The 23,372-nt window shown below is 60.0% G+C and carries 14 protein-coding genes; 6 read left to right on the top strand and 8 right to left on the bottom strand.

Features of this window, described 5'->3' with window-relative positions; all coding sequences use genetic code 11:
* Positions 1-306 precede the first annotated feature (306 nt).
* Entirely contained in the window at positions 307-1,206 is a 900-nt protein-coding gene (locus ACTG2B_RS08085) for a flagellin N-terminal helical domain-containing protein (RefSeq protein WP_064336736.1), read from the bottom strand.
* A gap of 585 nt (positions 1,207-1,791) precedes the next feature.
* Entirely contained in the window at positions 1,792-2,694 is a 903-nt protein-coding gene (locus ACTG2B_RS08080; protein WP_064336737.1) for a flagellin N-terminal helical domain-containing protein, read from the bottom strand.
* A gap of 383 nt (positions 2,695-3,077) precedes the next feature.
* Here ACTG2B_RS08080 and ACTG2B_RS08075 point away from each other — a divergent pair, with 383 nt between their 5' ends.
* Positions 3,078-3,710, top strand: coding sequence for a trimeric intracellular cation channel family protein (locus ACTG2B_RS08075; RefSeq protein ID WP_005333975.1), 633 nt, complete (start codon positions 3,078-3,080; stop codon positions 3,708-3,710).
* Positions 3,711-3,810: 100 nt separating this feature from the next.
* Positions 3,811-4,203 carry a hypothetical protein gene (locus ACTG2B_RS08070; RefSeq protein WP_005333978.1) on the top strand — a complete coding sequence of 131 codons (393 nt, stop codon included), beginning with the start codon at positions 3,811-3,813 and terminating at the stop codon, positions 4,201-4,203.
* A 75-nt stretch (positions 4,204-4,278) separates the two neighbouring features.
* Here ACTG2B_RS08070 and thiI read toward each other — a convergent pair whose 3' ends face one another.
* Positions 4,279-5,727, bottom strand: a complete 1,449-nt coding sequence (thiI, locus tag ACTG2B_RS08065; RefSeq protein WP_439995494.1) for a tRNA uracil 4-sulfurtransferase ThiI — start codon at positions 5,725-5,727, stop codon at positions 4,279-4,281.
* Between the two features lie 177 nt (positions 5,728-5,904).
* On the opposite strand from thiI, the gene ACTG2B_RS08060 reads away from it, so the two are divergent.
* Entirely contained in the window at positions 5,905-6,870 is a 966-nt protein-coding gene (locus tag ACTG2B_RS08060; RefSeq protein WP_439995493.1) for a hypothetical protein, read from the top strand.
* A gap of 426 nt (positions 6,871-7,296) precedes the next feature.
* On the opposite strand, the gene pbpC is transcribed toward ACTG2B_RS08060, so the two are convergent.
* The 4 genes from pbpC to ACTG2B_RS08040 all read right to left on the bottom strand — a co-directional run bounded on the left by pbpC (position 7,297) and on the right by ACTG2B_RS08040 (position 17,309).
* On the bottom strand, positions 7,297-9,693 hold the full coding sequence (gene pbpC / locus ACTG2B_RS08055; protein WP_439996920.1) for a penicillin-binding protein 1C: 2,397 nt from the start codon (positions 9,691-9,693) through the stop codon (positions 7,297-7,299).
* Between the two features lies 1 nt (position 9,694).
* On the bottom strand, positions 9,695-14,581 hold the full coding sequence (locus ACTG2B_RS08050; protein WP_439995492.1) for an alpha-2-macroglobulin family protein: 4,887 nt from the start codon (positions 14,579-14,581) through the stop codon (positions 9,695-9,697).
* Between the two features lie 165 nt (positions 14,582-14,746).
* Positions 14,747-15,406, bottom strand: coding sequence for a DedA family protein (locus ACTG2B_RS08045; RefSeq protein WP_005353037.1), 660 nt, complete (start codon positions 15,404-15,406; stop codon positions 14,747-14,749).
* 214 nt (positions 15,407-15,620) lie between these two features.
* Positions 15,621-17,309 carry an FAD-dependent oxidoreductase gene (locus ACTG2B_RS08040; protein WP_439995491.1) on the bottom strand — a complete coding sequence of 563 codons (1,689 nt, stop codon included), beginning with the start codon at positions 17,307-17,309 and terminating at the stop codon, positions 15,621-15,623.
* Between the two features lie 135 nt (positions 17,310-17,444).
* Between ACTG2B_RS08040 and ACTG2B_RS08035 the strand changes: the two genes are divergently transcribed.
* From ACTG2B_RS08035 to ACTG2B_RS08025, 3 genes are all read left to right on the top strand, one after another.
* The gene (locus tag ACTG2B_RS08035) at positions 17,445-20,381 is read left to right on the top strand and encodes a sensor domain-containing phosphodiesterase (RefSeq protein ID WP_439995490.1); all 2,937 of its coding nucleotides are present in this window, start codon (positions 17,445-17,447) and stop codon (positions 20,379-20,381) included.
* A gap of 65 nt (positions 20,382-20,446) precedes the next feature.
* Complete coding sequence (pflA, locus tag ACTG2B_RS08030) at positions 20,447-21,244, top strand: pyruvate formate lyase 1-activating protein (RefSeq protein WP_005333994.1); 798 nt, start codon at positions 20,447-20,449, stop codon at positions 21,242-21,244.
* 87 nt (positions 21,245-21,331) lie between these two features.
* Complete coding sequence (locus tag ACTG2B_RS08025) at positions 21,332-21,973, top strand: energy-coupling factor ABC transporter permease (RefSeq protein ID WP_439995489.1); 642 nt, start codon at positions 21,332-21,334, stop codon at positions 21,971-21,973.
* Positions 21,974-22,055: 82 nt separating this feature from the next.
* On the opposite strand, the gene ACTG2B_RS08020 is transcribed toward ACTG2B_RS08025, so the two are convergent.
* Positions 22,056-23,348: an NAD(P)/FAD-dependent oxidoreductase gene (locus ACTG2B_RS08020; protein ID WP_005353047.1), complete on the bottom strand. Its 1,293-nt coding sequence runs from the start codon at positions 23,346-23,348 to the stop codon at positions 22,056-22,058.
* Between the last annotated feature and the right edge of the window lie 24 nt (positions 23,349-23,372).

Here is a 23,372-nt window from a genome sequence, read left to right as displayed (position 1 = left end):
TGAACGAGCCTCTCTCTTCTGGCGGGTATCTGTTTGAACGGACAGGCTACCCGCAGCTATGCAAACGTTGGATTCCGAACACCCCTCGATTGCCTCATCTTGGTTAACGGCGGCCAAGTCGCAATCTTTAGGACATTATTGGCAAAAACAGAACGCTTTCTCTCATCACTTTTTCAACCAGCCTTGCAGACATAACGCAAGCATTACCCGACTTTTCCCAGGTTGTATTCAGAAAGCTCAATAAAACTCAAGCGGCCTTAAGTTGGCCGCTTGAGTTCAAGACTGCTACACAAAAGTGAGGAACTATTAACCAAGCAGAGATAGTGCTGATTGAGGACGTTGATTAGCCTGAGCTAAAACGCTTGAGGCCGCCTGCTGCAGAATATTCTGCTTCGTCATATTGGCTGTTTCAGTCGCAAAGTCGGCATCACGGATGCGCGAACGTGCAGCACTGACGTTTTCAGAGATGTTTGCCTGGTTGCGAATGGTTGAGTCCAAGCGGTTTTGTACGGCACCAAGCTCAGCTCGTTTGCTATCCACAACTCCCAGCATGACGTCTGCAGCAGCGAGGACTTGCTGTGCTCCGCTCTGAGTACTGATGCTGATGGAGCTACCTGCAGCAAAAATGGCAGTAACGTTAATCGCGGTACCAATCACGGTGCCTACGTCAACGGTAGTATTCGCCGCAGCAGCAATTCCGGAGATACTGAAGCCATCAGCTTGAGACAAGCTAAAACCGATGGTCTGGTTGGCGTCAGCACCGACTTGGAAAGTTCCACCGTAAGTGCCGTCCAGTAATTTAGTACCTGCAAACGTAGTGTCTTTAGAGATACGGTTGATCTCGGACCCAAGCTGGTTAACCTCTTTCTGCAGAGCCTCACGGTCCTTTGCTGAGTTTGAGCCGTTGGCAGATTGTTGCGCCAAGGTGCGCATGCGCTGGAGCATGCCGGTCACTTCATCCATTGCGCCTTCAGCCGTTTGTGCCAGAGAGATGCCGTCGTTAGCGTTACGGTTACCCTGATCCAGACCATTGATCTGAGAAGTTAAACGGTTGGAGATCTGCAAACCCGCAGCATCATCTTTTGCGCTGTTGATACGCAAACCGGATGCCAAACGGGTATACGAGGTATCCAGAGATTTGGTGGTATTCATCAAATTACGCTGGGCGTTCAGTGATGACGTATTAGTGTTAATGAACATGGCCATAATAAATTCTCCCGAAGAACATGCGACTGCGGGTTGCGTCACCATAACTGAGTGACGACCCACCGTAGAAGAGGAGGTTGAACTGGCCTCTCTCTTCTGGCGGGTACCTGTTTGAACAGACAGACTACCCGCAGCTATGCAAACGTTGGATTCCGAACACCCCTCGATTGCGTCATCTTTTTAGCGGCAGAATTTAGCCAAGCTTTAGGAAAATTGTTGCCGATAGCGGCAAGTCTTCTCCTGTGAGGGGTAACATACTCAATCACCCCACCCTCTATGGGAGAGCCTTCCAGCCATGCCCATAGATGAGCCTGAGGAAATATAATTTTGGCATGATGTATGCACACACTGGGAGGAGTGACGCCAATTTGGCGACACAATAAAAAATGGCCGGAGAACCGGCCTAAAAATGAGCATATGCTCAGGAGAATATGACCAAGCGTGACAGAACTGAACAGCTGGACAACACTTGGCATTACTAGTAGAGAATTATATCTCTCCCGATAGAACAGAGTGCGAACCCGAACACCCCTTTGTTCCATCTCTTGACCAGGGCGGCCTGAACAACCGCCCTGTTTTCTTTTGTTAGCCTTGCAGCAGCTGAAGTGCTGACTGAGGTCTCTGGTTGGCCTGTGACAGGATACTGGAAGCTGCCTGCTGCAGGATATTCTGTTTGGTCATATTGGCAGTTTCGATCGCGAAGTCAGCATCACGGATACGCGAACGAGCTGCACTAACGTTTTCCGAAATGTTGGCTTGGTTGCGAATAGTCGAATCCATCCGGTTCTGTACTGCACCAAGTTCAGCGCGTTTACCATCCACAACCGCTAACATCGCATCAGTTGCTGCAAGAACGTTCTGTGCATTACTTTGACTACTGATGCTAATCCCACCAGCACTACCGCCAACAAAGATAGCTGATACCAGAACGGTCCCACCGGTAGCTGTCGTGATAGAAGTTGCAGCCGCCTCAGCAATACCCGAAATGCTAAAGCCCGCATTTTGACTCAAACTGAAACTAATGGTTTGGTTGGCATCAGCCCCAACCTGGAAGCTCCCAGTGAAAGAACCATCGAGCAACTTGGTCCCCGCAAATGTGGTAGAGGTAGAGATACGGTTGATCTCTGCTCCCAGTTGATCCACCTCTTTTTGCAGTGCTTCACGATCCTTGGCAGAGTTGGAACCGTTAGCCGACTGTTGTGCCAAAGTACGCATACGCTGCAGCATGCCGGTCACTTCATCCATGGCCCCTTCCGCAGTTTGTGCCAGAGAGATACCATCATTAGCGTTACGGTTACCTTGATCCAGACCGTTGATCTGAGAGGTCAAGCGGTTGGAAATTTGCAGACCCGCGGCATCATCTTTGGCGCTGTTGATACGCAAACCAGATGCCAGTCGAGTGTAGGAAGTATCCAGTGATTTGGTCGCATTCATCATATTACGCTGAGCGTTGAGTGATGAAACGTTAGTGTTGATAAAAAGGCCCATGACTATTCTCCTAAGCTATTAAATTTACTCTTCTATTTGCTCGAGCTTTATTATTTTCTGTGCCCGATGCGTCTTATTTAACGGCTCGTTTTTGGATGTCTTTAGCATTTTTTTCAACGCTTCATCGCATTAACGCCGCTTACCTTATATATCGGCGGGTCGGGGGGATACTTAAGGAAAAAATCGGACCTAAACCTGTGATGGGCTCAACCTTCTGAAGCCCGCCAACGGCGGAGAGCTAAGGGCACTCACGAGCCTCACCCGGTTCATGCCGCGAGAAAAAATTCGTCCCGACTCTCAATTTTGTCGAGCACTGTTGGCGATTGGGCTCACCAGCCCCTAAAATCGCGGCCCCATCAACAATTTGGCGTGAGTTGTTCTCCATGCAGACACTGGTTGAGCAGATTGTTTACATCAGCGACATGTTTGGTACTGCGGTATTCGCGTTTTCAGGGGTATTGGTGGCTGGCCGACTCAGAATGGACGGGTTTGGCGTCATGGTTTTGGCGGCGGTCACCGCCATCGGCGGCGGCACCATCCGCGACATGATCCTGGGAGCCACCCCCGTATTCTGGGTGCGCGACCCGCTCTATATCTGGGTCGTCATTGCGACGGCGCTGATCGGTATGTGGATGGTCAAGCTGCCCCGCAGGATGCCCTGGTATGTGCTGCCGGTGGCGGATGCCTTCGGGCTAGCCCTCTTTACCGTTATCGGTGCCCAGAAGGCCCTCAATTTCGGCACCCCAGGGCTGATTGCCGTGATCATGGGCACCATGACCGGGGTTGCCGGTGGCATGATCCGCGATGTACTGGCGCGGGAGGTGCCCATGGTGCTGCAAAAAGAGATCTATGCCACCGCCTGTATCCTTGGCGGCATTCTCTATACCCTAGCGCTTGAGGCCAACATGGACAGGGTAACGGCCATGCTAATCTGCATGACGGCCGTGTTTGGCCTGCGGGTCGCGGCTATCTACTGGCATCTGTCGCTGCCAACCTTCTCGCTGCAACGCAATTGAGAGCAGGCCCACAGCGTCATCATGTCGCTGTGGGCCGCGCGTTGAACCAAATAGGCTTTTCTGTTGTCATAGAAGCAGTCGTTGTTAGCCGGAACTTCTCATGCGCAAAATCGGTATGCTTACCACCCTCCTCCTGGCGAACGTGACGGCAGCCCACGCCGAAGCACAAGTGGTATTTGGACGACTGGCCTCGGCGCCAGTGCAGCAGTTCAACCAGCAGATACGCCAGGCAAGCCATCAACAGCAAAACTGGGTTAATGACTACCGTGAGGTAGCTCTGCGATTCGTCGGTCATGGTGACACGCCCAGCCGCATCCATGCCCAGCAACTGGACAATGACTTGGTGCTCTCGGTCGCCCTCGACGGCAGCAAGAGCGACATGATCTACATCCTGACCCTCTATCGCAGCAACAACCTGTGGCAGATGCGGGAGGCGGAAATGGGCTGGCGTTGTCAGGGGCAAGACTCCTTCACTCCGGTTCCCTGTCCCTGATAGTCATTGCTCACTCTGTGAAATAAAAAAATCCGGCACATTGGCCGGATTTTTTATTGAAAGTGAAAAACACGCTTACAGGCGGTACACCTTGACGTTGTCAAAGCCCTTCTCTTTCAGATAGAGCGCCTGCAGCTTGCTCATCACGCCACGATCGCAGTAGAGCAGGTAGGTCTTCTCCTTGGGCAGATCGCCAAAGGCAGTGGCCAGCTTGAAGAAGGGGATATGCAGCACTTCACGACCTTCCACCACCAGCGGTTTCTCATCGTGTTCATCGGCAGAACGGATATCCAGGATCACCTCGTCAGCGCCCAGCACCTGGGTGGTTTCCACCTCTTGCACTTCAGCGGCAGTCTCTTCACCGATACGGCGGATATCGAGGTAACGGGCCTCTGAGACCACCTTGTCCAGAATGGAGAAGTCAAAATTGGCCTCTTCCTCTTCAATGCGGGAGAGCTCGGCCTTCACGGTCGGCTTCTTGGAGATGACACCGCAATACTCCGGCATGGTCTCGGCAAACTCCAGGGTGCCGATACGGCGGGCTTCGTTGATGATATCCGGCTTGTCCCAAGTAATGAGCGGGCGCAGGATCACCTTGTCGGTCACCCGGTCGATCACGTTCAGGTTGGTGAGGGTCTGGCTGGATACCTGACCCACACACTCGCCGGTCACCAGCGCCGGGATCTGGAATTCATCGGCCACCTTGGCGGCAGCACGCATCATCATCCGCTTGAGCACCACGCCCATCTGACCGTTGTCGATCTTCTCGAGGATCTCGGCAACCACCGGCTCGAAGTCCACAGCGGTGAAACGTACCCGGTGGGAGGAGCCGAAACGGTTCCACAGGTGGTAGGCCACCTGCTTGACGCCGATTTCGTGGGCAGCACCGCCCAGATTGAAGAAGCAGTAGTGCACCCGGCAGCCGCGCTTGATGAACTGGAACGACGCCACGCCTGAGTCAAAACCGCCGGAGAGCAGGCTCAGCACATCTTCCTGGGTCGCGATGGGCATGCCGCTCAGGCCCTGATGGATGGCGCTGACGATGAAGAGCTCTTCGCCGTCAATCTCGAGGTTGATCTTCACATCCGGGTTCTTGAGGCGCACACCGTTGCTTTCGCAGTGCTGATTCAGTCCACCGCCAACATAGCGCTCAACCTCGAGGGAGGAGAACTCATGCTTGCCGTGGCGCTTGGCGCGCACGCAGAAGGTTTTGCCCTTGAGCTGGTCGCCCCATACGGCTTTCACCTGCTCGAAGATGTCGTGCAGATCGGTAAACTTGCTGGCTTGTACCTCGAGGAAGGCCTGAATGCCCGGAATACAGGCCAAAGCTTCGATAGCCTGCTCGCGGAACTGGTCGTTGCGGGAGCTCACGATCAGCTTGTCCCAATCCATCCGTACGCGGGCATCGTCGTCGAAGCGGCGCAGGACATTGCGGATATTGCCCTGCAGGATCTTGATAAAGCGCTGGCGAACCGACTTGCTCTTGATGGTGATTTCCGGGAACAGCTTGATAATGAACTTCATGGTAATGACTCGGGTGACCTTGATTTAAGGGCGCGAATTATATCAGAACTTTGTGGCCAGCGCCTACTGGATGAGCGTTTGCTCACATTACCCCACGCAGTGTTTGCCGTGCAGCGCCAATCTTGCGTATATTCCCGACCCTGCGCCTCGCCAGATTTTTGACAACAGACTGATCCGATGAAGACCTATATCTATTACCCCGGCATGGAGGTACGCGACGAGCTCTGGCTCAAATTTGCCCTGCTCTATCTGGAGCGGCTCGCCTTCGTCTTCACCGTCAGCGAAAAGAGCGGCCTCACCGCCCTGCTCGATACCCTTCAACAGCAGACCGATCTGCTGGCCGAGCGGCCCGATGCCGCCTTCTTTGCCGCCATTACCCCGCAACTGGAGAACCAGATAAGCGGCCTGGTGGCCCCCGATTTCGTCCGCCACAAGGTGTTTGGCAACAAGGAGCTGATTGGTCGCTGGCGTCAGGAGGCCAACCACGACTGCTTCTGCCCGGATCAGGCGGGACTGGAGCGACTACACGGCTTTTGCCTGACTCACGGCTTTGCGACCCGGGATGAGGGTGGGATCAGAATAGCGCGGCGCTTTGCCAACCTGATCTCCATGCGCCTTGCCCGTGAGTGGGCACTCGCCAATGACGGGGCGCTCATTACCGATCACGACTATCTCGACCGCCTGCTCCATCTGCTCGAATCCCGCTACCACAATCGCGGCGGTCAGGATTGCTTCCACCTCGAAATCCCGTTGCAAGTACCCATTCACCTCGGCGAGATCTCCTTCGCCGAGCTTATCGCCCTGCGCGGGCGCAGCGGCTTTCGCCAGCAGTTGGCCGAATTTCATCTGGCCCTCGACAACCTGCTCACCATGCTGGGTAGCGGCTATGCCGACCCGGCGGCCCTGACCCGCTTTGAGCAGGCTCAGCAAGGGCTCAATCAACTGCTCGGGCCCGAGACCCTCAGCATGCCACTCACCACCCTGGTCAGCACCAGCCTGCCCGCCGTAGCCATGCTACACCAGTTAAAGGCGAGCCACCCCGAAAGCAACCTCATCTTCCATCCCATCAAGAAGAGCCACTTTCACCAGCGCAAGAGCCAGCACTTCTTCACCCGGCTCGGTCATCTGCGCCAACCGGGCTGAATTGGTGGAATGAAAAAGGGGTTGGCATCTGCCACCCCCTCTCTTTATCTGCGGCCTACCAGTCATCACCACGGTGATTGGCCCGCTCTTGCGCCTGCCTGCGCGCCTCCATCGCCCTGTCACGGCGGATATTGGAAGGGGTACAGGCAAACTGTTTCTGATAGCAACGCGCAAAACTCTCGGAAGCAGGTTCGAAAGGTGAATAGAACCCGGTACGCTCAGGAGAAACATGGTGATCACCATGATTGGTTGTGGCACAGCCCGAACTCATCAACACCAGCAAGGGACACAGAACACGCAGCAAAAGAGAACTCCCGATTGGATTTGAATGAACTCGCAATTATTCACAAATTAATTCATCCAATCAAATATTGATGCATTTCAAATGGTTAATTACATTCGCCTCAATGGCTGTCGGCAAAACGCTCAACGGGTGATGGTGCCGGCATCACCGTCAGGATGCACCACGCGAAACTCGATGCGATCGCTGTTACCCGCCTCGTCCACCACCACCAGCTGATAACGACCCGCCACATTCAGCACCTGATCCCCGTCCCAGCGCAGCCGCTGGCCGTTGAGAAACCAGGCTGGTTTGCCGACACCGCCGAGCATCTTGGGCTGCAACCGATAGCGCTGGCTGCGGATAAGGTTGCCCTCCCCCAGCGCCACAATGCGAATAGGGGCCTGCAGCTCGGCGCTCTGCTCTTCCCCCGCGCAGCCGCTGGCCAGCAGCGCCTGCCGTCGCTCTCCGGGGGACCGCCACGGCTCCAGCGACAATGGCCAGAGGGCCCGAAAACCGGATTGCGCCGCATCGTGGCAACGGATCAGCGTCGGCTTGCCCGCGGCGGTCAATGCAACTTGACGCAGCGGCGAGGGCCAGTCCATGGGATCCGGCAAGGTGGGAGGATCGCGCCCTTCCAGCAACCAGGCGCTCTGACGCTGCAAGCAGGCCTCAGGCAGGGTCGCGCTCATTTTGCGCCCCAGCGGCCAGCAGATCTCGGCTTCGCTCACCGTATTGGGCTGTGCCGGCAGGGGGCTGTTGTCGGCCAGCCGCGAGTAGACCGAGAGCAGCAGCGGCACCGCCGCGCTCTGGCCGTAAAAACCGGGCATGGGGGTCCCGTCGGGGCGCCCAAGCCAGACGCCGATGGTCCAGCGACCGGAGACCCCCATGGCCCAGCTGTCGCGATAGCCATAGCTGGTGCCGGTCTTCCAGGCCAGTCGGTTGACCCGGCCGGTCGCCTCGCTGGCAAAGGGCTGATCCGCGCGCCCCTGCGCGCTCAGGATCTGCCAGATGATCCAGGCCGCTCCCGGGCTCAGCAAGGGACGTGACACCGCCTGCTGCCCCGCCAGCCAAACCGGCATCGCCACCTGCCCCTCCCGGGTCAGCGCACTGTAGAGCGCCACCAGCTGCTCGAGTCGAATGCCCGCCGCCCCCAGCGCGATGGCAGGATTGGGTTTGTCGGAGAGCGCCAGCCGCACTCCGGCGTTGTCGAGGCGGCTGACCAGTTTGTCCGGCCCAAGCGCCTCCAGCACCTGCACCGCCGGCACGTTGAGGGATTGCTGCAGCGCCTGAGCGAGGGTCACCGGCCCCTGAAAGGCGCCGGAAAAGTTGGCGGGGCGATAGTCAGACCCCAGCCTCGGCGCATCGGAGAGCAGGGAGGCCGAGTGCACCAACCCTTCATCTATCGCCAGACCGTAGATAAAGGGCTTGAGGGTGGAGCCGGGAGAGCGGATTGCCTGCACCATGTCGAGATAACCGTGGCGGCGCAAATTGCCATACTCGGCGCTACCCACATAGGCGCGCACCGCCATGGTTTTGTTGTCTACCAGGAGCAACGCTGCTGAGGTCTGCTCGGGGAAACGGTGAATGTAGCTCGCCACCCGTCCCTCCAGCCAGCGCTGCAGATCCCCGTCGATGGTGGTGTGCACCAGCGCCCCGGCCTGATGGTCAGCGGCAAGGCGGGCAAAGAGCGGCGCCTCCATCGGCGTGAAGTGACCGCGGGCCAGCACCGGCTCGATACGTCCCTCCAACCACACCTGTTCGGGCCAGACGCCTTGCGCTACCAGCCGCTGCATTACCTTGTCACGGGCGGCACGGGCCCGCTCGGGGTGGCGGTCCGGCCGGTTGCGGCTGGGGGCCTGCGGCAGCACCGCCAACAGCGCCGCCTCGGCATAGGTCAGCTTGGCGGCGCTCTTGCCAAGGTAGGCAAAACTTGCCGCCTGCACCCCCTCCAGGTTACCGCCAAACGGCGCCCGGTTGAGGTAGACTGTGAGCAGGGTGCGCTTGTCGTAGTGCCACTCAAGCTGCAGTGCGCGCGCCATCTGGCGCAGCTTGCCGGGCACGCTCCGGTGGTAGGGCTCGATAAGACGCGCCACCTGCATGGTGAGAGTCGAGCCGCCTGACACGGCGCGCCCGTAACGCAGCCACTGCCAGACCCCGCGCACCATGGCCACCGGATTGACCCCGGGATGACGCCAGAAGTAGCGATCCTCGTAACCCAGCAGCGCCTCGATATAGCGGGGGGAGACCTGCTCCAAGGTCACGGGGTAACGCCACACGCCGCTGGTATCGGCAAAGGCGCGCAGCGGTCGCCCCTTCATGTCGAGCACCACCCGTGCGTAGGCAGGGTCGAGCGGTGGCGGCGGGAAGAGTCTATCTAGCGCCAGCAATGACAGGAGCAGTGCTACAGCTCCCAGCACCGAGCAACGCAGCCAGCGTGGCAGGCGACCAAGCCAGCGCCAGCAAGCGTGGCCACTGCGACCTAATTTCAGCCAGCCACGCTGCCAGAAAGTGAGCGGGCGAACCCGCTCAAGGGAGGGAATGTTACTCAGAGATGATCACCTCATGGATATCCTCACCCACGGCCCGCAGCTCGGGGCGGTACATATCCTCCACCTGGGTCGGCGGCACCTGATAGCGACCCGGCGTCACCGCCCGCATCAGGTAGACCAGCTGCTGGTTGCTCCCCTCACTCAGATCCAGCGCTGCCGTGTAGCGGTCATCGCGAAACTCCTGATGCTTGAGATAGTCGTTCCACTCGCTCTGCCACGCCGGTTTCCCCTCGATGGAGAGCTCTTCCAGCTTGATGCTGTTGCCAAGGGCCGGGTTCTCCAGCTCGAAGCCGGCGGGCACCATCTCCACCAGCAGGGCATCGGGCACCGCCGACTCGCTGCTGACATTGAGCCGCACCACCACCAGATCGCCCATCTTCACCTTGGCGGGATCAAACAGCTGACCTTCGCTGTTGAACCAGCTGCGGGTCACACTCATCCCCTTGCTGATCCGTGCCGGTGCCTGTTCGGGGTAACCGACCAGAGTGCGCTGCACATAGAGGGATCCCTTGCCCTCGTTGGTGACGGTGCTGGCGGCCAGTGCCTCGGGGGCACTCTGCTGCAGCGGAGCCGAACCGCTCAGGGATCCACTGCCAAGAGAGGAAGTCACCTTGGCCTGCCAGTCGGCGGCCGGATCGACGCGGGCGAGTCGCAACAGGGCAAGCCGCTCTTGGGTGCTGAGCCACTCACGGTGAGCCAGGGTATCGGCCACCTTGGCGCTGAGATCAGGCCAGCGCTCCGCAGCCAGCTTGTGCTGACGCAGCAAGGAGAGCTCAAGGGCTGCATCGCGCAGCGGCGAGCCGTAATCCCCCAGATAGTCGTCACCACGCTCGGTCGCCAATGCCCGATTGAGGGCCTTGGCGGCGTTCTGCTCATCCCCCATGGCCGAGAGGGCCAGCGATAGGTGCAAAAGCGGCAAACCGGAGCGAGCGTGATCGGCCTGCTGCTCCCAGATAAGGCGCAGGGTAGCGAGCGGCGCCTTGCCCACCCGGGCCAGCACATAGGCACTGTAGGCCTGATAGGCCAACCGGCTGTGCTCGGGGGCACTGCTCCAACGCTCGCCGTACTGGCTGTCGGTGAGATAGCTTTGCAGCCGGTTCAGCGCCTGATTAAGCATCGCCTCCGGCACGGCGTCACCCGCCTCCTTGCGCGCCAGCAGGTAGTCGGCGGCATAGGCGGTGAGCCACTGCTCCTCGTCGGAGCGACCATCCCACAGGCCAAAACCGCCGCTGGGCAGTTGCAACCGCTGCAGCCGTTGCAGCAGGGCGCGTTGCACATCCGCCTCACTCACCGCGTTCTTGCCCTCTGCGGGTTTGCTCCAGGCGGCCCGCTCATCCGCCGTGGTCAGCAAGTAAGGCCAGGCACGGGACAGGGTCTGCTCCAGACAGGCGTAGGGGTAGTCGGCCAGCGCCTGCCACTGGGCTGCCGGATCCCAGGGGGGAGTGCCGGAGAGGCTGAGCAGCCCCTGCAGATTGGCGCGATCCAGCCCGGCCAGCTCTGCTGGCGCAAAGCTCATCTGCTGGCCGGGGGCCAGCATCTGGTAACGCTGGCGAGTCTCGGCCGGCCAGGGGGAGCGCAGCGGCAAATACCAGTCGCGACTTATCGCAAAATCCTTGCTACTGGCCGCCAACTGCAGGCTCGCTACACCGCTCGCCCCGGTCACGGTGAGCGGCAGGGTCAGCCACTGCTCCTCGCCATTTTTAAGAGCCAGGGTGCCGGGCAGCTCGCCATTTGCCTTGAGCCCGCCGTTGAGGGTCCAGACAAGGGAGAGGGTCTGATCTTCGCCGCTCATGTTGCGCAGCTGCACCAGCGCCCGGGTCTCATCCCCTCTGGCGCCAAAGCGCGGCCAGCCGATCTCGGCCACCAAGGGCGCCACTACCTTGACGGCGCGCTCGGCCTCGCCGACTTGCTGTTCGTTCCAGGCCAGCGCCATCAGCGCCAGTTCGCCGTTGAAATTGGGCAAATCGAGCGGGATCACCGCTTTGCCCTGCTGGTCAAAACTCACCTCGCCGCTCCAGAGCGCTGCTATCTCGACCCGGCTCTCCAGCGCGCCTCCCTTTTTCAGCGGCGCCCGATCGCCCCCATAGTTGAGGCGGGCCAGCTTGCCATCCTGCGGCGGGATCACCTGGCCGTAGTTGTCGAACAAATCTTGGGAGAAGCGCTTGCGGCCAAAGAAGATCTCGAACGGGTCGAGGGGTTGATAATCACTGATATTGAGCACGCCCCGATCCACCGCCGCCAGCACCACACGGCCTTGGCTATTGGGGGTGGAGGTGGCGGTTACTTCCAGCCGGGTAAGCGGCACCGCTTTATCAGGCGCGCTCAGGGTGAGCGGCAGACGGCGAGCTTCCCGGTCCAGGGTGAGCGGCACCAGCCCGACCGAGCGCAGGCTCTGTCCCTGCTGCTTGCTGACCGGTTTGGAGGCGCTGTCTGGCGCGGCGATCTGGGCCGAGATATGCAAGTCATGGCGCTGCCACTCAGGACTGACCGGGATCTCGAACTCGCCGCGGGCATCCTTGGCATCGCCAGCGGCCCCCTTGAGCTCGATGCGCTGCCACCAGCGCAGACCGTCGCCATCTTCCACCAGCAGCAAGCCCTTGCCGGGGCGCGGGGCTACCAGCGTCACTTTGGCCTTGTCGCCCGCCTGATAAGCGCGCTTGTCGAGGGTGATGGCAATCTTGTCGGGCCGTGCCTGCTCGCCACCGCCGCCCCAGGCGTAACTGCCGATCTCCACCCGCAGGCTGGATTGATGGCCCTGACTGTTCTCCACCTCCAATCGATACCAGCCCGCCGCCAGTTGCCAGCTTAGGGGGGTCGGCCCCTTGCCATCCAGCTGCAGGGTCTGCTCCTGCTCCAGATAAGGCTGGCTGTTGAACTCGTACTTCCACCCCTCGCCATCGGCGTAGTGCCAGTAGTAGTCGCGGTACTCGTTGATAAGGCGCACCTTCACAGCCCCCGCCACCGGTTGACCTTGCTCATCGAGGTTGAGGATCTGGAAGGGGATCGGCTTGCCCCCTTCCACCCGATCCGCCACGAAATCGGCCTTGAGTGCCGGCCACTGGCTGCCCGCAGGCCAGCCATACTGGGTGCGGCTGCGATTGACGGCGCGGCCACCGGGCTCGGAGAGCGACACCCGATAGGCCACCTCCAGCGGCCCGAGGGCTCGCACCCCATCGAGCTCATCAGCAAGCGAAAAAGTCCCCTGCCCCTGCGCATCGAGGGTGAGACTGCGCGCCTCGAGATCCTTGGCCTGCTCGGCGAGCAGCACGTCACCCAGAGTGAACTCCTGCCACTGGGTAAAGGGCATGGTGGCGCGGCTGATCTTCACCTCTGCCTTGGCCTTGGTGGCGCTCGCCGGTGCACCGTAGAGATAGTCCCCTTGCAGCGGCAGGGTGAGGGCGGCGTCCAGATCCGTCACTTCACCATCCGGCCCCTTGCCAAGCTGCAGTTTGAGCCGCTCCGGCAAAAACTCCTCCACCAAAAAGGGCCACTCGAAACGACTACCAGCGGCGGTCTTGAGGTTAATGGTCCAGCGCCCGAGCGGCGCATCGTCCGGCAGGCGCAGACCGTAGTGGGCCGCGCCCAAATTGTCCGGCAGCAGCCGTTTCTGTTCGAGCAGCTGACCGTCCGGCTGCTTCACCTCCAGCTCCACCGCCATGCCCGGCAGCAGCTGGCCATCCTGCCCCTTGAGCAAAATCTCGCTGTCGAGCCGCTCGCCGGGGCGATAGAGATCGCGCCCACTGAACAGATACAACTGCTGGGCCTGCCAGGGCTGGGTGCCGAGATCGAAGGTGGAGAGATCGAGTGCAGCCCCATCGAGGCGCAGCACCGCCAGATGGTTGCCCTGTTCGGCCAGCAGCAGGCGAGCCCCCTGCACCTGGTCAAAGCGCCGGTGACCACGGTTGTCGGTCTGTTGTACCTGCAGCCGGTTGCCCTTCTCGTCGAGCAGGGAGAGCTGCACATCCTTGAGCGGGTCGGCGCTGGCCAGGGAGCTCACGAACACCTCCAGCTGATCGCGGTAACGGCGGGCACTGAGCCCCATGTCGCTCACCGCGAAATAGGTGGTCTCCTTGCGCCAGTCGTAGTTGCCAAGGGGCGACATCACCGCAAAGTAGACGCCAGCCTCCGCCAACTGCGGCTCCTTCACATTGATGAGGCGGGTCTCGCGCCGGTTGGCATCAAGCTCCAGCGCATAGCGGCCGCTGAATACCCGCTTGGCCCGCTTGGTGATCTGCTCAAGCTCCCAGTTCCCCATGCCGGCACCGGGGCGATATTCCGCCAGAAAACGGGGCAGATATTCCGCATCGACCCGAAAGAAATCGATATTGACCTCATCCACGTTGACCGCGCTGATGGGCAAGCGAAGTTCCTGACGCAGCGGCAATACCATGCCGCTGGCGGTAAAGGAGGCTCCCGCCTCCAGCGGGCGGGTCTTGAGGGTCCAGCTCTGGGGGGATGGGCCCAGCCCCGCCTTGAGGCTCACTTCATAGTTCTTGTCGGGCTGAACGTTCGGGAAATAGAGGGTGCGACCATCGTCGGCGAGGATCCACTCCCCCTGCACCTGCTTGCCCCCCTCACTGACCCCGAGCCAGCTCTGCCAATTGGCCTTGGGCGACAGGGGGCCGGAGAAGACCAGCGCCAGCGCCGGGGCATCGCGATATTGGCGGGCATTGGCCTGCACCACGGCGCTTGGGGCGCCCGTTTCCTGCTGCGCGGCAGGCTTTATAGTCGGCCCATTGGCGACAGGCTTGTCGGGGCCACAACCGGCCAACAACAAACCGGCCAACCCAGATAGCAGCAGGGTTGACCAGCGGCGGCGCAGAGCGCCGGTTTCAGCGATAGAGCGGTGAGAAGCAGAGGGAGAGTCGAAGAGGCGCATAGGTTCCATCCCGAGTTGGAGCGCTGCAAACGCAGCGTGGCAGGAAACAGGATAAGGCATCCTGCTCACCCGACACAAAGCTCATTACCCGAATGGACACAATTCCGCCCCCCAGCAGCACGAGAACACCCTTGCCCACCGATCCAGTGCGGCAAGGGTTGTCATCTAGTCGTGGCTGGTCTCGTTTTTTGCTCCGCCTTTGAACCAGCGAAACAGGATGGCCATGACGGCCGCCAGAAACAGCACCAGCGAGGTAATCAGCAGGGCCCGGGTCAACAGTTCGCTGTGGTGGAGGAAGAAGGGGGTATTCATCGCCAGTTTGCCCACCAAACTGAGGCAGAGCGCCCACATAAAGGCACTGGCAAAGCTGGCTACGCACATCCGCAGCACGCTCAGGCGGCCAATCCCCATCAGCATGGGGGTCAGCACCCGCACAAACGGGATAAAACGGGAGGAGAACATCGCCAGAAAACCGTACTTTTTCAGCAGCCGGGTCGCCTTGGGCAGGCTGTCGGGAGGCAACATCCGTTCGATATGATCCATAAAGCGGGTGCGCTGCAGTGCCCGTCCCTGCCAGTAGGCGAGCACGGAACCTATGCCAGCAGCCAACGGCAGATAGACAAGAGTCACTTCGGGGCCAAACACCCCCATGCCCACCAACCCACCGGCCAGCAGTACCAGGCTGTCCCCCGGCAGGGGCAGGAAGACGAATGCGGACTCCAGCAGCAGTACCAGCATCAGGCAACTGATCAGCAGGGGTACCGCCTGCATCTGAACCAGGGCGTCAAAATCCTGATGCCAAATGGCCATCAGCATATCCAGCATGTCACTCTCCCTACTACACGGTTCATCATGAACGAGGCAGGGGTTATAGCACCCATCCCCTGAACAAAACGTTAATTTTGTCCGGCACAGGAAATAAAGTGTGTCGAAATATTGCTGCAATTAGGGAATGCAAGGAGGGCGAAAAGCAGAAACAAAAAGCCCCTCATCTTGCACGCACAAGGGAGAGGGGCAAACAGGCACAGAAATAAAACGGTTACTCGGCGGTGGCCATCTGCCAGGTTTTGAAGCCGCCGGAGAGATTCTTCACTTTAAAGCCGTGTTGGCTCAGCAGGCGACAGGCGACATGGCCGCGCAGCCCGACCTGACAGCTGATCAGCAGCTCTTTCTCTTTGGGCAACTCATGGAGGCGAACACGCAACTCGTCGAGGGGGATATGCAGCGCCCCCGGAATCCGCCCCAGCTTGTCGAGCTCCGGGCCATTGCGCACATCCACCACCAGCTGATGGGGGTTACGAGCCTGCACCTCGGCCACGTGGCAGAGCAGGGTGTCCCCTTTCAGATGGTTGCTTGCCACAAAGCCCGCCATATTGATCACATCCTTGGCCGATCCAAAGGGCGGCGCATAGGTGAGCTCCAGATCCTGTAGATCAAACACGGTGAGACCGGCGCGCTGGGCCACCGCCAGCACGTCGATGCGCTTGTCGATGCCATCCTTGCCGATGGCCTGGGCACCGTAAATCTTGCCATCCGGGGCAAACAGCAGCTTGAGGCTGACCGGATGGGCACCCGGGTAGTAACCGGCGTGGCTGCCCGGGTGGACATAAACCTTCTCGAACGGCAATCCCAGTTGCACCAGTCGCTTCTCGTTGAGGCCGGTGCTGGCCACCGCCAGATCGAACAGCTTGCAGATGGCTGTCCCTTGGGTCTTCTTGTAGGTTTCGCTTCGGCCCAGCATATTGTCGGCGGCGATGCGCCCCTGCCGGTTGGCCGGGCCAGCCAGCGGGATCAGCACAGATTCGCCGGTGACGAAGTCTATCTCTTCCACCGCATCCCCCACCGCGTAGATGAAGGGATCCGAGGTACGCATCCCGGCATCGACCTTGATGCCGCCCCGTGGGCCCAGCTCCAGCCCCGCTTTGGCGGCGAGCAGGGTTTCCGGCTTGACGCCGATGGCGAGGATCAAGAGACCGGTATCAAGATGGGAACCGTCATTGAGGGTCAGGCGCAGGCCACCGCTTTTGGCGGTCGGTACGGCGGAGGTCTTCTCGGCAGGCAGATCCAGACTCTCGATGGCGGTGAGGCCGGTGCGCAGGCGCAGGTCGATCCCCTCTTCCCGGATGCGGGCATGGAGCATGTTGGCCATCTCCTTGTCCACCGGTGCCATCACCTGATCGGCCAGCTCCAGCAGGGTGACATCCAGCTTGCGCTGATGCAGCGCCTCCATCATCTCCAGCCCGATAAAGCCGCCGCCCACCACGGTAACGTGGCGCGGCTGATCGTGATGCAGGGCCGCCAGAATGCGATCCATGTCCGGGATGTTGCGCAGGGTATAGACATGGGGGCTGTCGATACCGGGGAAGGGAGGACGGATCGGCGCAGCCCCCGGGCTCAGAAGCAGCACATCGTAATGCTCGCGCTGCTCTTCACCGGTTTGCAGGTTGCGCACCAGCAAGGTCTTGCCCGCCTTGTCGATCTCAATCACATCGTGGAAGACCCGCACATCGACGTTGAAACGGCGCTTGAAACTCTGGGGAGTCTGCAGCAACAAGGCATCCCGGTCGGGGATATCGCCCCCGATGTGATAGGGCAGACCGCAGTTGGCGAAGCTGACAAACTCGCCCCGCTCGAACATCACGATCTCTGCCTCTTCACTCAAACGACGAGCACGAGCCGCCGCCGATGCGCCCCCCGCGACACCACCGATAATCAGGATCCGTTTCATCTGCAAGACTCCTCATACATGATAATGGGCAATAAATTAGACTTTTCTAATTTAGAATTCAATGAAATTTTGTTTCACACCATTTTGCAGTATTCTTGCAACCCCGACGGTTGCTTAACAGGATGTTGTTTGTTCATGTCGTCTACCGCACTCAGTCATCTACCTCCTGCCCTCCAGACGCCGCTTTTTTTTCGTCTGGATCTGCGCAGTCAACGGCTGGTCGCCCTGACCGACGTGATGCAAACCCCGCTCTACTGGCTCGACGAGCCGCGTGCCCCCTGGCCTGCCCAGCTGCCCGATGCCCTGCGCCTGCCCATCGAACAACTGCTGGCCAACGGCCATGGCGGCAAGATCACCGTGCGCTTTGCCAGCCAGCTCTGGCACATCGCCCTCGCTCACGAGCAGGATGGCTTCTGGCTCATCTGTCTGCAGAACCTTCGCCAGGAGCCCATCGCCGATCTGGCATTGCAACTGCCGCGCCTCAGCCAGATGGCGAGCCAGCAACAGTATGCGCCCCTGCTCGAGGCCCTTAAAGAGAGTTTGGGGGCCGATCGGCTCATCCTCTGGCACTATCAGGCCAACGGCGATCTCGGCAGCGAGCAACTCACCCCGGTGTTCACCCTGGGGGTCGAGGCGCTCTACCCCATTCGTGGTGACAGCCGCTATATCCGCGCCCTGCGTACCCGCAAATCGTTGAGTTTCTCGGAAGCGGCCCACCAGCCGATGCTGAGCAATCACCTCTATCTGACCAGTGCCGGTGTGCGCTCACGCCTCGATGGTGCCCTGCTGGAGCAGGACAAGCTGTTCGGGGTGCTGAGTCTGGAGTATCTCGATCCCACCCCGCTTAGCGAGGAGATGTTGCAGCTGGTGCGCAGCAGCGCCCAGCTGCTCGGCCACTGGCAACCGCAACCGGAAGAGCACCGCGCCGAGCTGGCCCTCCCGCCCGAGCTGCACCAGCAGACCGGCATCGACTACTGCAAGACGTTGGTAAGCTGGGCCATGAGCGCCAGCGGTGCCCGGGTGGGCTGGATCGGCGAGTTCCAGCCCCGCGGTCAGGATCTCTGGATCATCCCCCGCTGCGTCATCAACGAGGAGATCTGCTCCACACTCAAGCCAATCCAGCTCGACCCCGGCCCCGCTCAGGAGCTGTTCCAGCATGGTCAGGCCATCTATGTGGAAGATCTGCCAGTGCGCTATCCCAAGGCGACCCGGCTGCTGGCCCTCAATGCCAGCGCCTACATCGGCATTCCGCTCCATGGCCAGAGCGGCGCCCCCATTGGCCAGATCACCCTGCTGCTCGATACCCCCCTTGAGGAGCCCGAACAGCTGCTGGATCTATTGAGCAGCCAGCACAAGCGGGCCGCCATCGAACTCAAGCGCCTCGCCACCGACGATGCCCTGCGGCTGGCCGAGGTAGCCTTTAATACCCACGATGGGCTGATTGTGATGGATCACAACGGCATCATCCTCAAGGTCAACCACTCCTTCAGCCGGATCACCGGATTTGGCGAGGTAGAGGTGATCGGTCACTCCATTCGCAAGCTGCGCCCCACCTACTACGGGGATCATCTCAAAGAAGATGTCAGCCGCACCGTCAACGAGCAGGAGTTCTGGCTCGGGGAAGAGCGCTGCCTGCACAAAGATGGTCATCTCTTTCCGGTGCGCTTGATGGTGAACGGCGTCAAGGATGAGCAGGGGGAGCTCAGCCACTTCATCTGCAGCTTCTACGACATCACCCAGGAAAAAGAGGCGGCCAGACATATCGAGCAGCTCGCCTACTACGACGATCTCTGCGGTCTGCACAACCGGCGCAGCCTCAACCATATTTTGCAGCAGACCCTGAGCGCCTCCAACGGCCAGTGGGGTGCCCTGCTGCTGGTGGATCTCGACAACTTCAAGTCGATCAACGACTCCCTTGGTCACGCCTGCGGCGATCTGCTGCTACAGGCCGTGGTGCAGCGTTTCAGGGAGCTGCCCCAGGACAATCTGGTGCAGGCGCGCATCTCGGGGGATGAGTTTGCCCTGCTCTTTACCCAGCTGGGACAAGGGGAAGTCACCGCCAAAATTCTGGCAGAGCACTTCGCCCGCGAGCTGATGGGGCTGTTTCGCACCCCGTTCGACATCGGCGATCACAAACTGCACTGCAGCGCCTCGGTGGGGATCAGCCTCTTCTCCGGCAACGAGACGGATCATCTGGTCCTGATGCAACAGGCCGACACCGCAACCCACATGGCCAAGCGCGCCGGTCAGGGCCACTACGTCTTCTTTACCGAGGCGATGGCCCAGCATGAGAAGAACCGGTTGACCCTTACCAATGAGCTGCGCGATGCCCTGCGTCACCACGAGCTGCAACTCCACTACCAACCGCAATACCGGGTCGACAATGGCTCGCTGTCGGGTATCGAGGCGCTGCTGCGCTGGCAGCGCAGCGACGGCACCATGGTACCGCCCGGGGAGTTTATCCCCATCGCCGAAGAGACCAGCCTGATCCTCGAAATCGGCTACTGGGTGATGAAGACCGCCTGCGCCCAATACAGCTTCTGGCTCAACCGTGGCCTGCAGATCCCCCATCTGTCGGTCAACGTCAGTGCCCGCCAGTTCCACACCCAGGGCTTCGTACAACAGGTGGAGTACATCTTGCGCGACACCGGTGTGCCCCCCTCCCGCCTGCTGCTGGAGGTGACCGAATCGGTAGTCTTGGAGAATAGGCAGGAGAGTATTGCCAGAATGCGCCAGCTCAAGGAGCTCGGCATCCTCATCTCCATCGATGACTTCGGTACCGGCTACTCGTCGCTGGCCTATCTGCGGGATCTGCCCGCCGATGAGGTGAAGCTGGACAGAAGCTTCATTCAGACCCTGGTACACAGCGAACAGGACAGAGCCATCGTCAAGGCGATACTCGATCTGGCCCAGGTCTTTCGTTTTACCGTCACCGCCGAAGGGGTGGAAGAGGAGGCGCAGCTGGCCATCCTCAAAGCACTGGGATGCCAGCATTATCAAGGGTTTCTCACCAGTCGGCCGCTCACCGTCAAGGGGCTGGAGCAGCTGCTTGGCAGCCGGGCGCCGGACTAAAGGTGTAGGATCAATAGGGGTTTATGTAATAAAATAACGGCCTGCTCGAATCGTTGGAGTTGTTTATGTCTGTCATTAATCGGATCCCTGCCGTTGAAATCAGCCAGCCAGCCGGAGCTCACGGCACCGTTGGCCGGATCCATTCCGTCGAAACCTGCGGCACTGTCGATGGCCCGGGAATACGCTTTATCGTATTCATGCAAGGCTGCCTGATGCGCTGCAAGTACTGCCACAACCGCGATACCTGGGATACCGAAGGTGGCCGCGAAGTGACCGTACCGGAGTTGATGAGTGACATCACCAGCTATCGCCACTTCATGAATGCCTCCGGCGGTGGCGTGACAGCGTCCGGCGGTGAAGCCATGCTGCAACCCGCTTTCATTACCGAACTCTTTACCGCCTGCAAAGAGAAAGGGATCCACACCTGTCTCGACACCAACGGCTTCGTCCGCCATCTCGACGAACAGGTAGACAAGCTGCTCGACCAGACCGATCTGGTGCTGCTCGACATCAAACAGATCAATGACGAGAAACACATTCCGCTGACTCACGTCAGCAACAGATACACCCTGGAGTTTGCCCGCTATCTGGCAGCCAAAGGCAAGACCATGTGGATCCGCTACGTGGTGGTGCCGACCTGGAGCGATGACGACGAGAGCGCCGAAGGGCTGGGTCAGTTCATCGCCGAGCTGGGCGAGAGCGTGGAGAAGGTGGAGCTGCTCCCCTACCATGAGCTCGGCAAACACAAGTGGGATGTGCTGGGCGACCCGTACGAGCTGAGCGGGATCAAGCCCCCCAGCAAGGAGACCATGGAACGGGTCAAGGGCATCCTCGGCAAGTACCACAACAACGTCAAATATTGATGGTAAAAGCAGGCTGATTCGTCAGCCTGCTCTGCTATGGGCGGTCGGGAAGGCCGCCCGGACTCTACTGCATAAATGGACGACAAGATGAGTGAAGGACAACTCGCCGCCCTTCTGATCTGGCTGGTACTGCTGGCTTTCAGCCTGCGCAGCTCTCTGTGGCAGACCCTCCATGACAACCCCCTCTATCAACACCTGCTGCTGGGCAGTGCCATCGCGCTGGTGCCACTCTGGTATCTAAGGGCCGGTCTGCATGAGGGGCTGGAGGTCCATTTTCTCGGGCTCACTTCCCTCACCCTGCTGCTGGGCTGGCGGCTGGCACTGCTCGCCCCCTGCCTGACCCTGCTGGTGCTCGGTTACTTCGGTGTCACCAATCTGGCCGATTTTGGCTGGCAGGCACTGGTGGGCATCGCCCTGCCGGTGGCCACCAGCTGGCTGCTGTTTCTGGCCAGCTGGGCCTGGCTGCCTCGCCATCTCTTTGTCTATATCTTCGTGGCCGCCTTTCTCGGTGGCGCCATCACCATCTCGGTCAAGGTGGCCGCCAGCGCGTTGCTGATGGGGCTGAGCGACAGCTACCCCTGGCACACCATCACGGCAGATTACCTCTCCATCTGGCCACTGCTGCTCTTCCCCGAAGCCCTGCTCAACGGCATGGCGATGACGGTGCTGGCCATCTACCGCCCCCACTGGGTAAACACCTTCTTCGATCGCACCTATCTGGGCACATAACTCCTTTTCCCCTATCTGCGCGCATAAAAAGGAGAGGCCATGGCCTCTCCTTTTGCTATTCCGAATTGTGACAAATCCCGGCTTAGTGCAGCTTCAGGGTCGGACGCAGCACACGGTTGATGCGACCCACCAGCATGATGAGGCCGGTCTTGACGTAGCCATGCAGGGCGATCTGGTGCATCCGGTAGAGGGAGATGTAAACCAGACGGGCAATGTAGCCCTCAACCATCATGGAGCCGCGCATCAGGTTGCCCATCAGGCTGCCCACGGTGGAGAAGCGGCTGAGGGAGACCAGCGAACCGTGGTCGTGGTAGAGGTAGGGCTTCATCTCACCGCCGTTCATCTTGGCCAAAATGTTCTTGAATGCCTGGCTGGCCATCTGGTGGGCAGACTGGGCGCGCGGCGGCACAAACTTGCCATCCGGCTGCGGACAGGCGGCGCAGTCACCGATAACGAAGATGTTCTCGTCACGGGTAGTCTGCAGGGTCTCTTTCACCACCAGCTGGTTGATGCGGTTGGTCTCAAGACCAGCGATATCCTTCATGAAGTCAGGTGCCTTGATACCGGCCGCCCACACCATCAGGTCAGCTTCAATCAGCTCGCCATCCTTGGTGTGCAGACCGTCGCTGGTCGCTTCGGTGATCATGGTGGCGGTACGCACGTCCACACCCAGCTTGACCAGTTCCTGATGAGCGGCGCCGCTGATGCGCTCCGGCAGAGCCGGCAGAATGCGCGGGCCCGCTTCCACCAGGGTCACCTTCAGGCTATCGGTGGTGAGGTTCTTGAAGCCGTAGGCGTAGAGCTGCTCAACCGCATTGTAGAGCTCGGCAGAGAGCTCGACGCCGGTTGCGCCGCCGCCGACGATGGCAATCTTCACCTTGTCGCCTGGCTGATATTCGGTGGCGAACTGCAGGAAGCGGTTCATCATGCTGTTGTGGAAGCGGTGCGCCTGGGAGGGGCTATCGAGGAAAATACAGTTATCCTTGATGCCTTTGGTGTTGAAGTCGTTGGAGACAGAACCGATGGCCATCACCAGATAGTCGTAGGGCAGCTCGCGCTCGTTGACCACGATGTCGCCATTGTCGTCGTGGATCGGGGCCAGCACGATGCGTTTATCGTCACGCTTGATGTCGGTCAGGGTGCCGAGCTGGAAGTCGAAACCGTGGTTCTTGGCGTGAGACTGGTAGCTCAGGGCATCGATGCCCGCATCCATGGAGCCGGTGGCTACTTCGTGCAGCAGGGGTTTCCACAGGTGGGTGCGGTTGCGATCGACCAGAGTGATCTTGGCCTTGTTCTTCTTGCCAAGCTTGCGACCCAGACTAGTGGCCAGCTCCAGGCCACCGGCGCCGCCGCCTACAACGACAATATTCATCATGATGATTTTCCTCGGTTCCTCAAA

The sequence above is a fragment of the Aeromonas sp. 30P genome, assembly GCF_051919805.1.
Classification (GTDB): Bacteria; Pseudomonadota; Gammaproteobacteria; order Enterobacterales; family Aeromonadaceae; genus Aeromonas; species Aeromonas veronii.
This window is presented reverse-complemented; position numbering and strand designations above follow the sequence as displayed.

Coding starts and splice junctions, on each gene's coding strand:
- ACTG2B_RS08085 (WP_064336736.1), bottom strand. CDS start 1,206: ATGGCCATGTTCATTAACACTAATACGTCATCACTGAACGCCCAGCGT.
- ACTG2B_RS08080 (WP_064336737.1), bottom strand. CDS start 2,694: ATGGGCCTTTTTATCAACACTAACGTTTCATCACTCAACGCTCAGCGT.
- ACTG2B_RS08075 (WP_005333975.1), top strand. CDS start 3,078: ATGCAGACACTGGTTGAGCAGATTGTTTACATCAGCGACATGTTTGGT.
- ACTG2B_RS08070 (WP_005333978.1), top strand. CDS start 3,811: ATGCGCAAAATCGGTATGCTTACCACCCTCCTCCTGGCGAACGTGACG.
- thiI (WP_439995494.1), bottom strand. CDS start 5,727: ATGAAGTTCATTATCAAGCTGTTCCCGGAAATCACCATCAAGAGCAAG.
- ACTG2B_RS08060 (WP_439995493.1), top strand. CDS start 5,905: ATGAAGACCTATATCTATTACCCCGGCATGGAGGTACGCGACGAGCTC.
- ACTG2B_RS08050 (WP_439995492.1), bottom strand. CDS start 14,581: ATGCGCCTCTTCGACTCTCCCTCTGCTTCTCACCGCTCTATCGCTGAA.
- ACTG2B_RS08045 (WP_005353037.1), bottom strand. CDS start 15,406: ATGCTGGATATGCTGATGGCCATTTGGCATCAGGATTTTGACGCCCTG.
- ACTG2B_RS08040 (WP_439995491.1), bottom strand. CDS start 17,309: ATGAAACGGATCCTGATTATCGGTGGTGTCGCGGGGGGCGCATCGGCG.
- ACTG2B_RS08035 (WP_439995490.1), top strand. CDS start 17,445: ATGTCGTCTACCGCACTCAGTCATCTACCTCCTGCCCTCCAGACGCCG.
- pflA (WP_005333994.1), top strand. CDS start 20,447: ATGTCTGTCATTAATCGGATCCCTGCCGTTGAAATCAGCCAGCCAGCC.
- ACTG2B_RS08025 (WP_439995489.1), top strand. CDS start 21,332: ATGAGTGAAGGACAACTCGCCGCCCTTCTGATCTGGCTGGTACTGCTG.
- ACTG2B_RS08020 (WP_005353047.1), bottom strand. CDS start 23,348: ATGATGAATATTGTCGTTGTAGGCGGCGGCGCCGGTGGCCTGGAGCTG.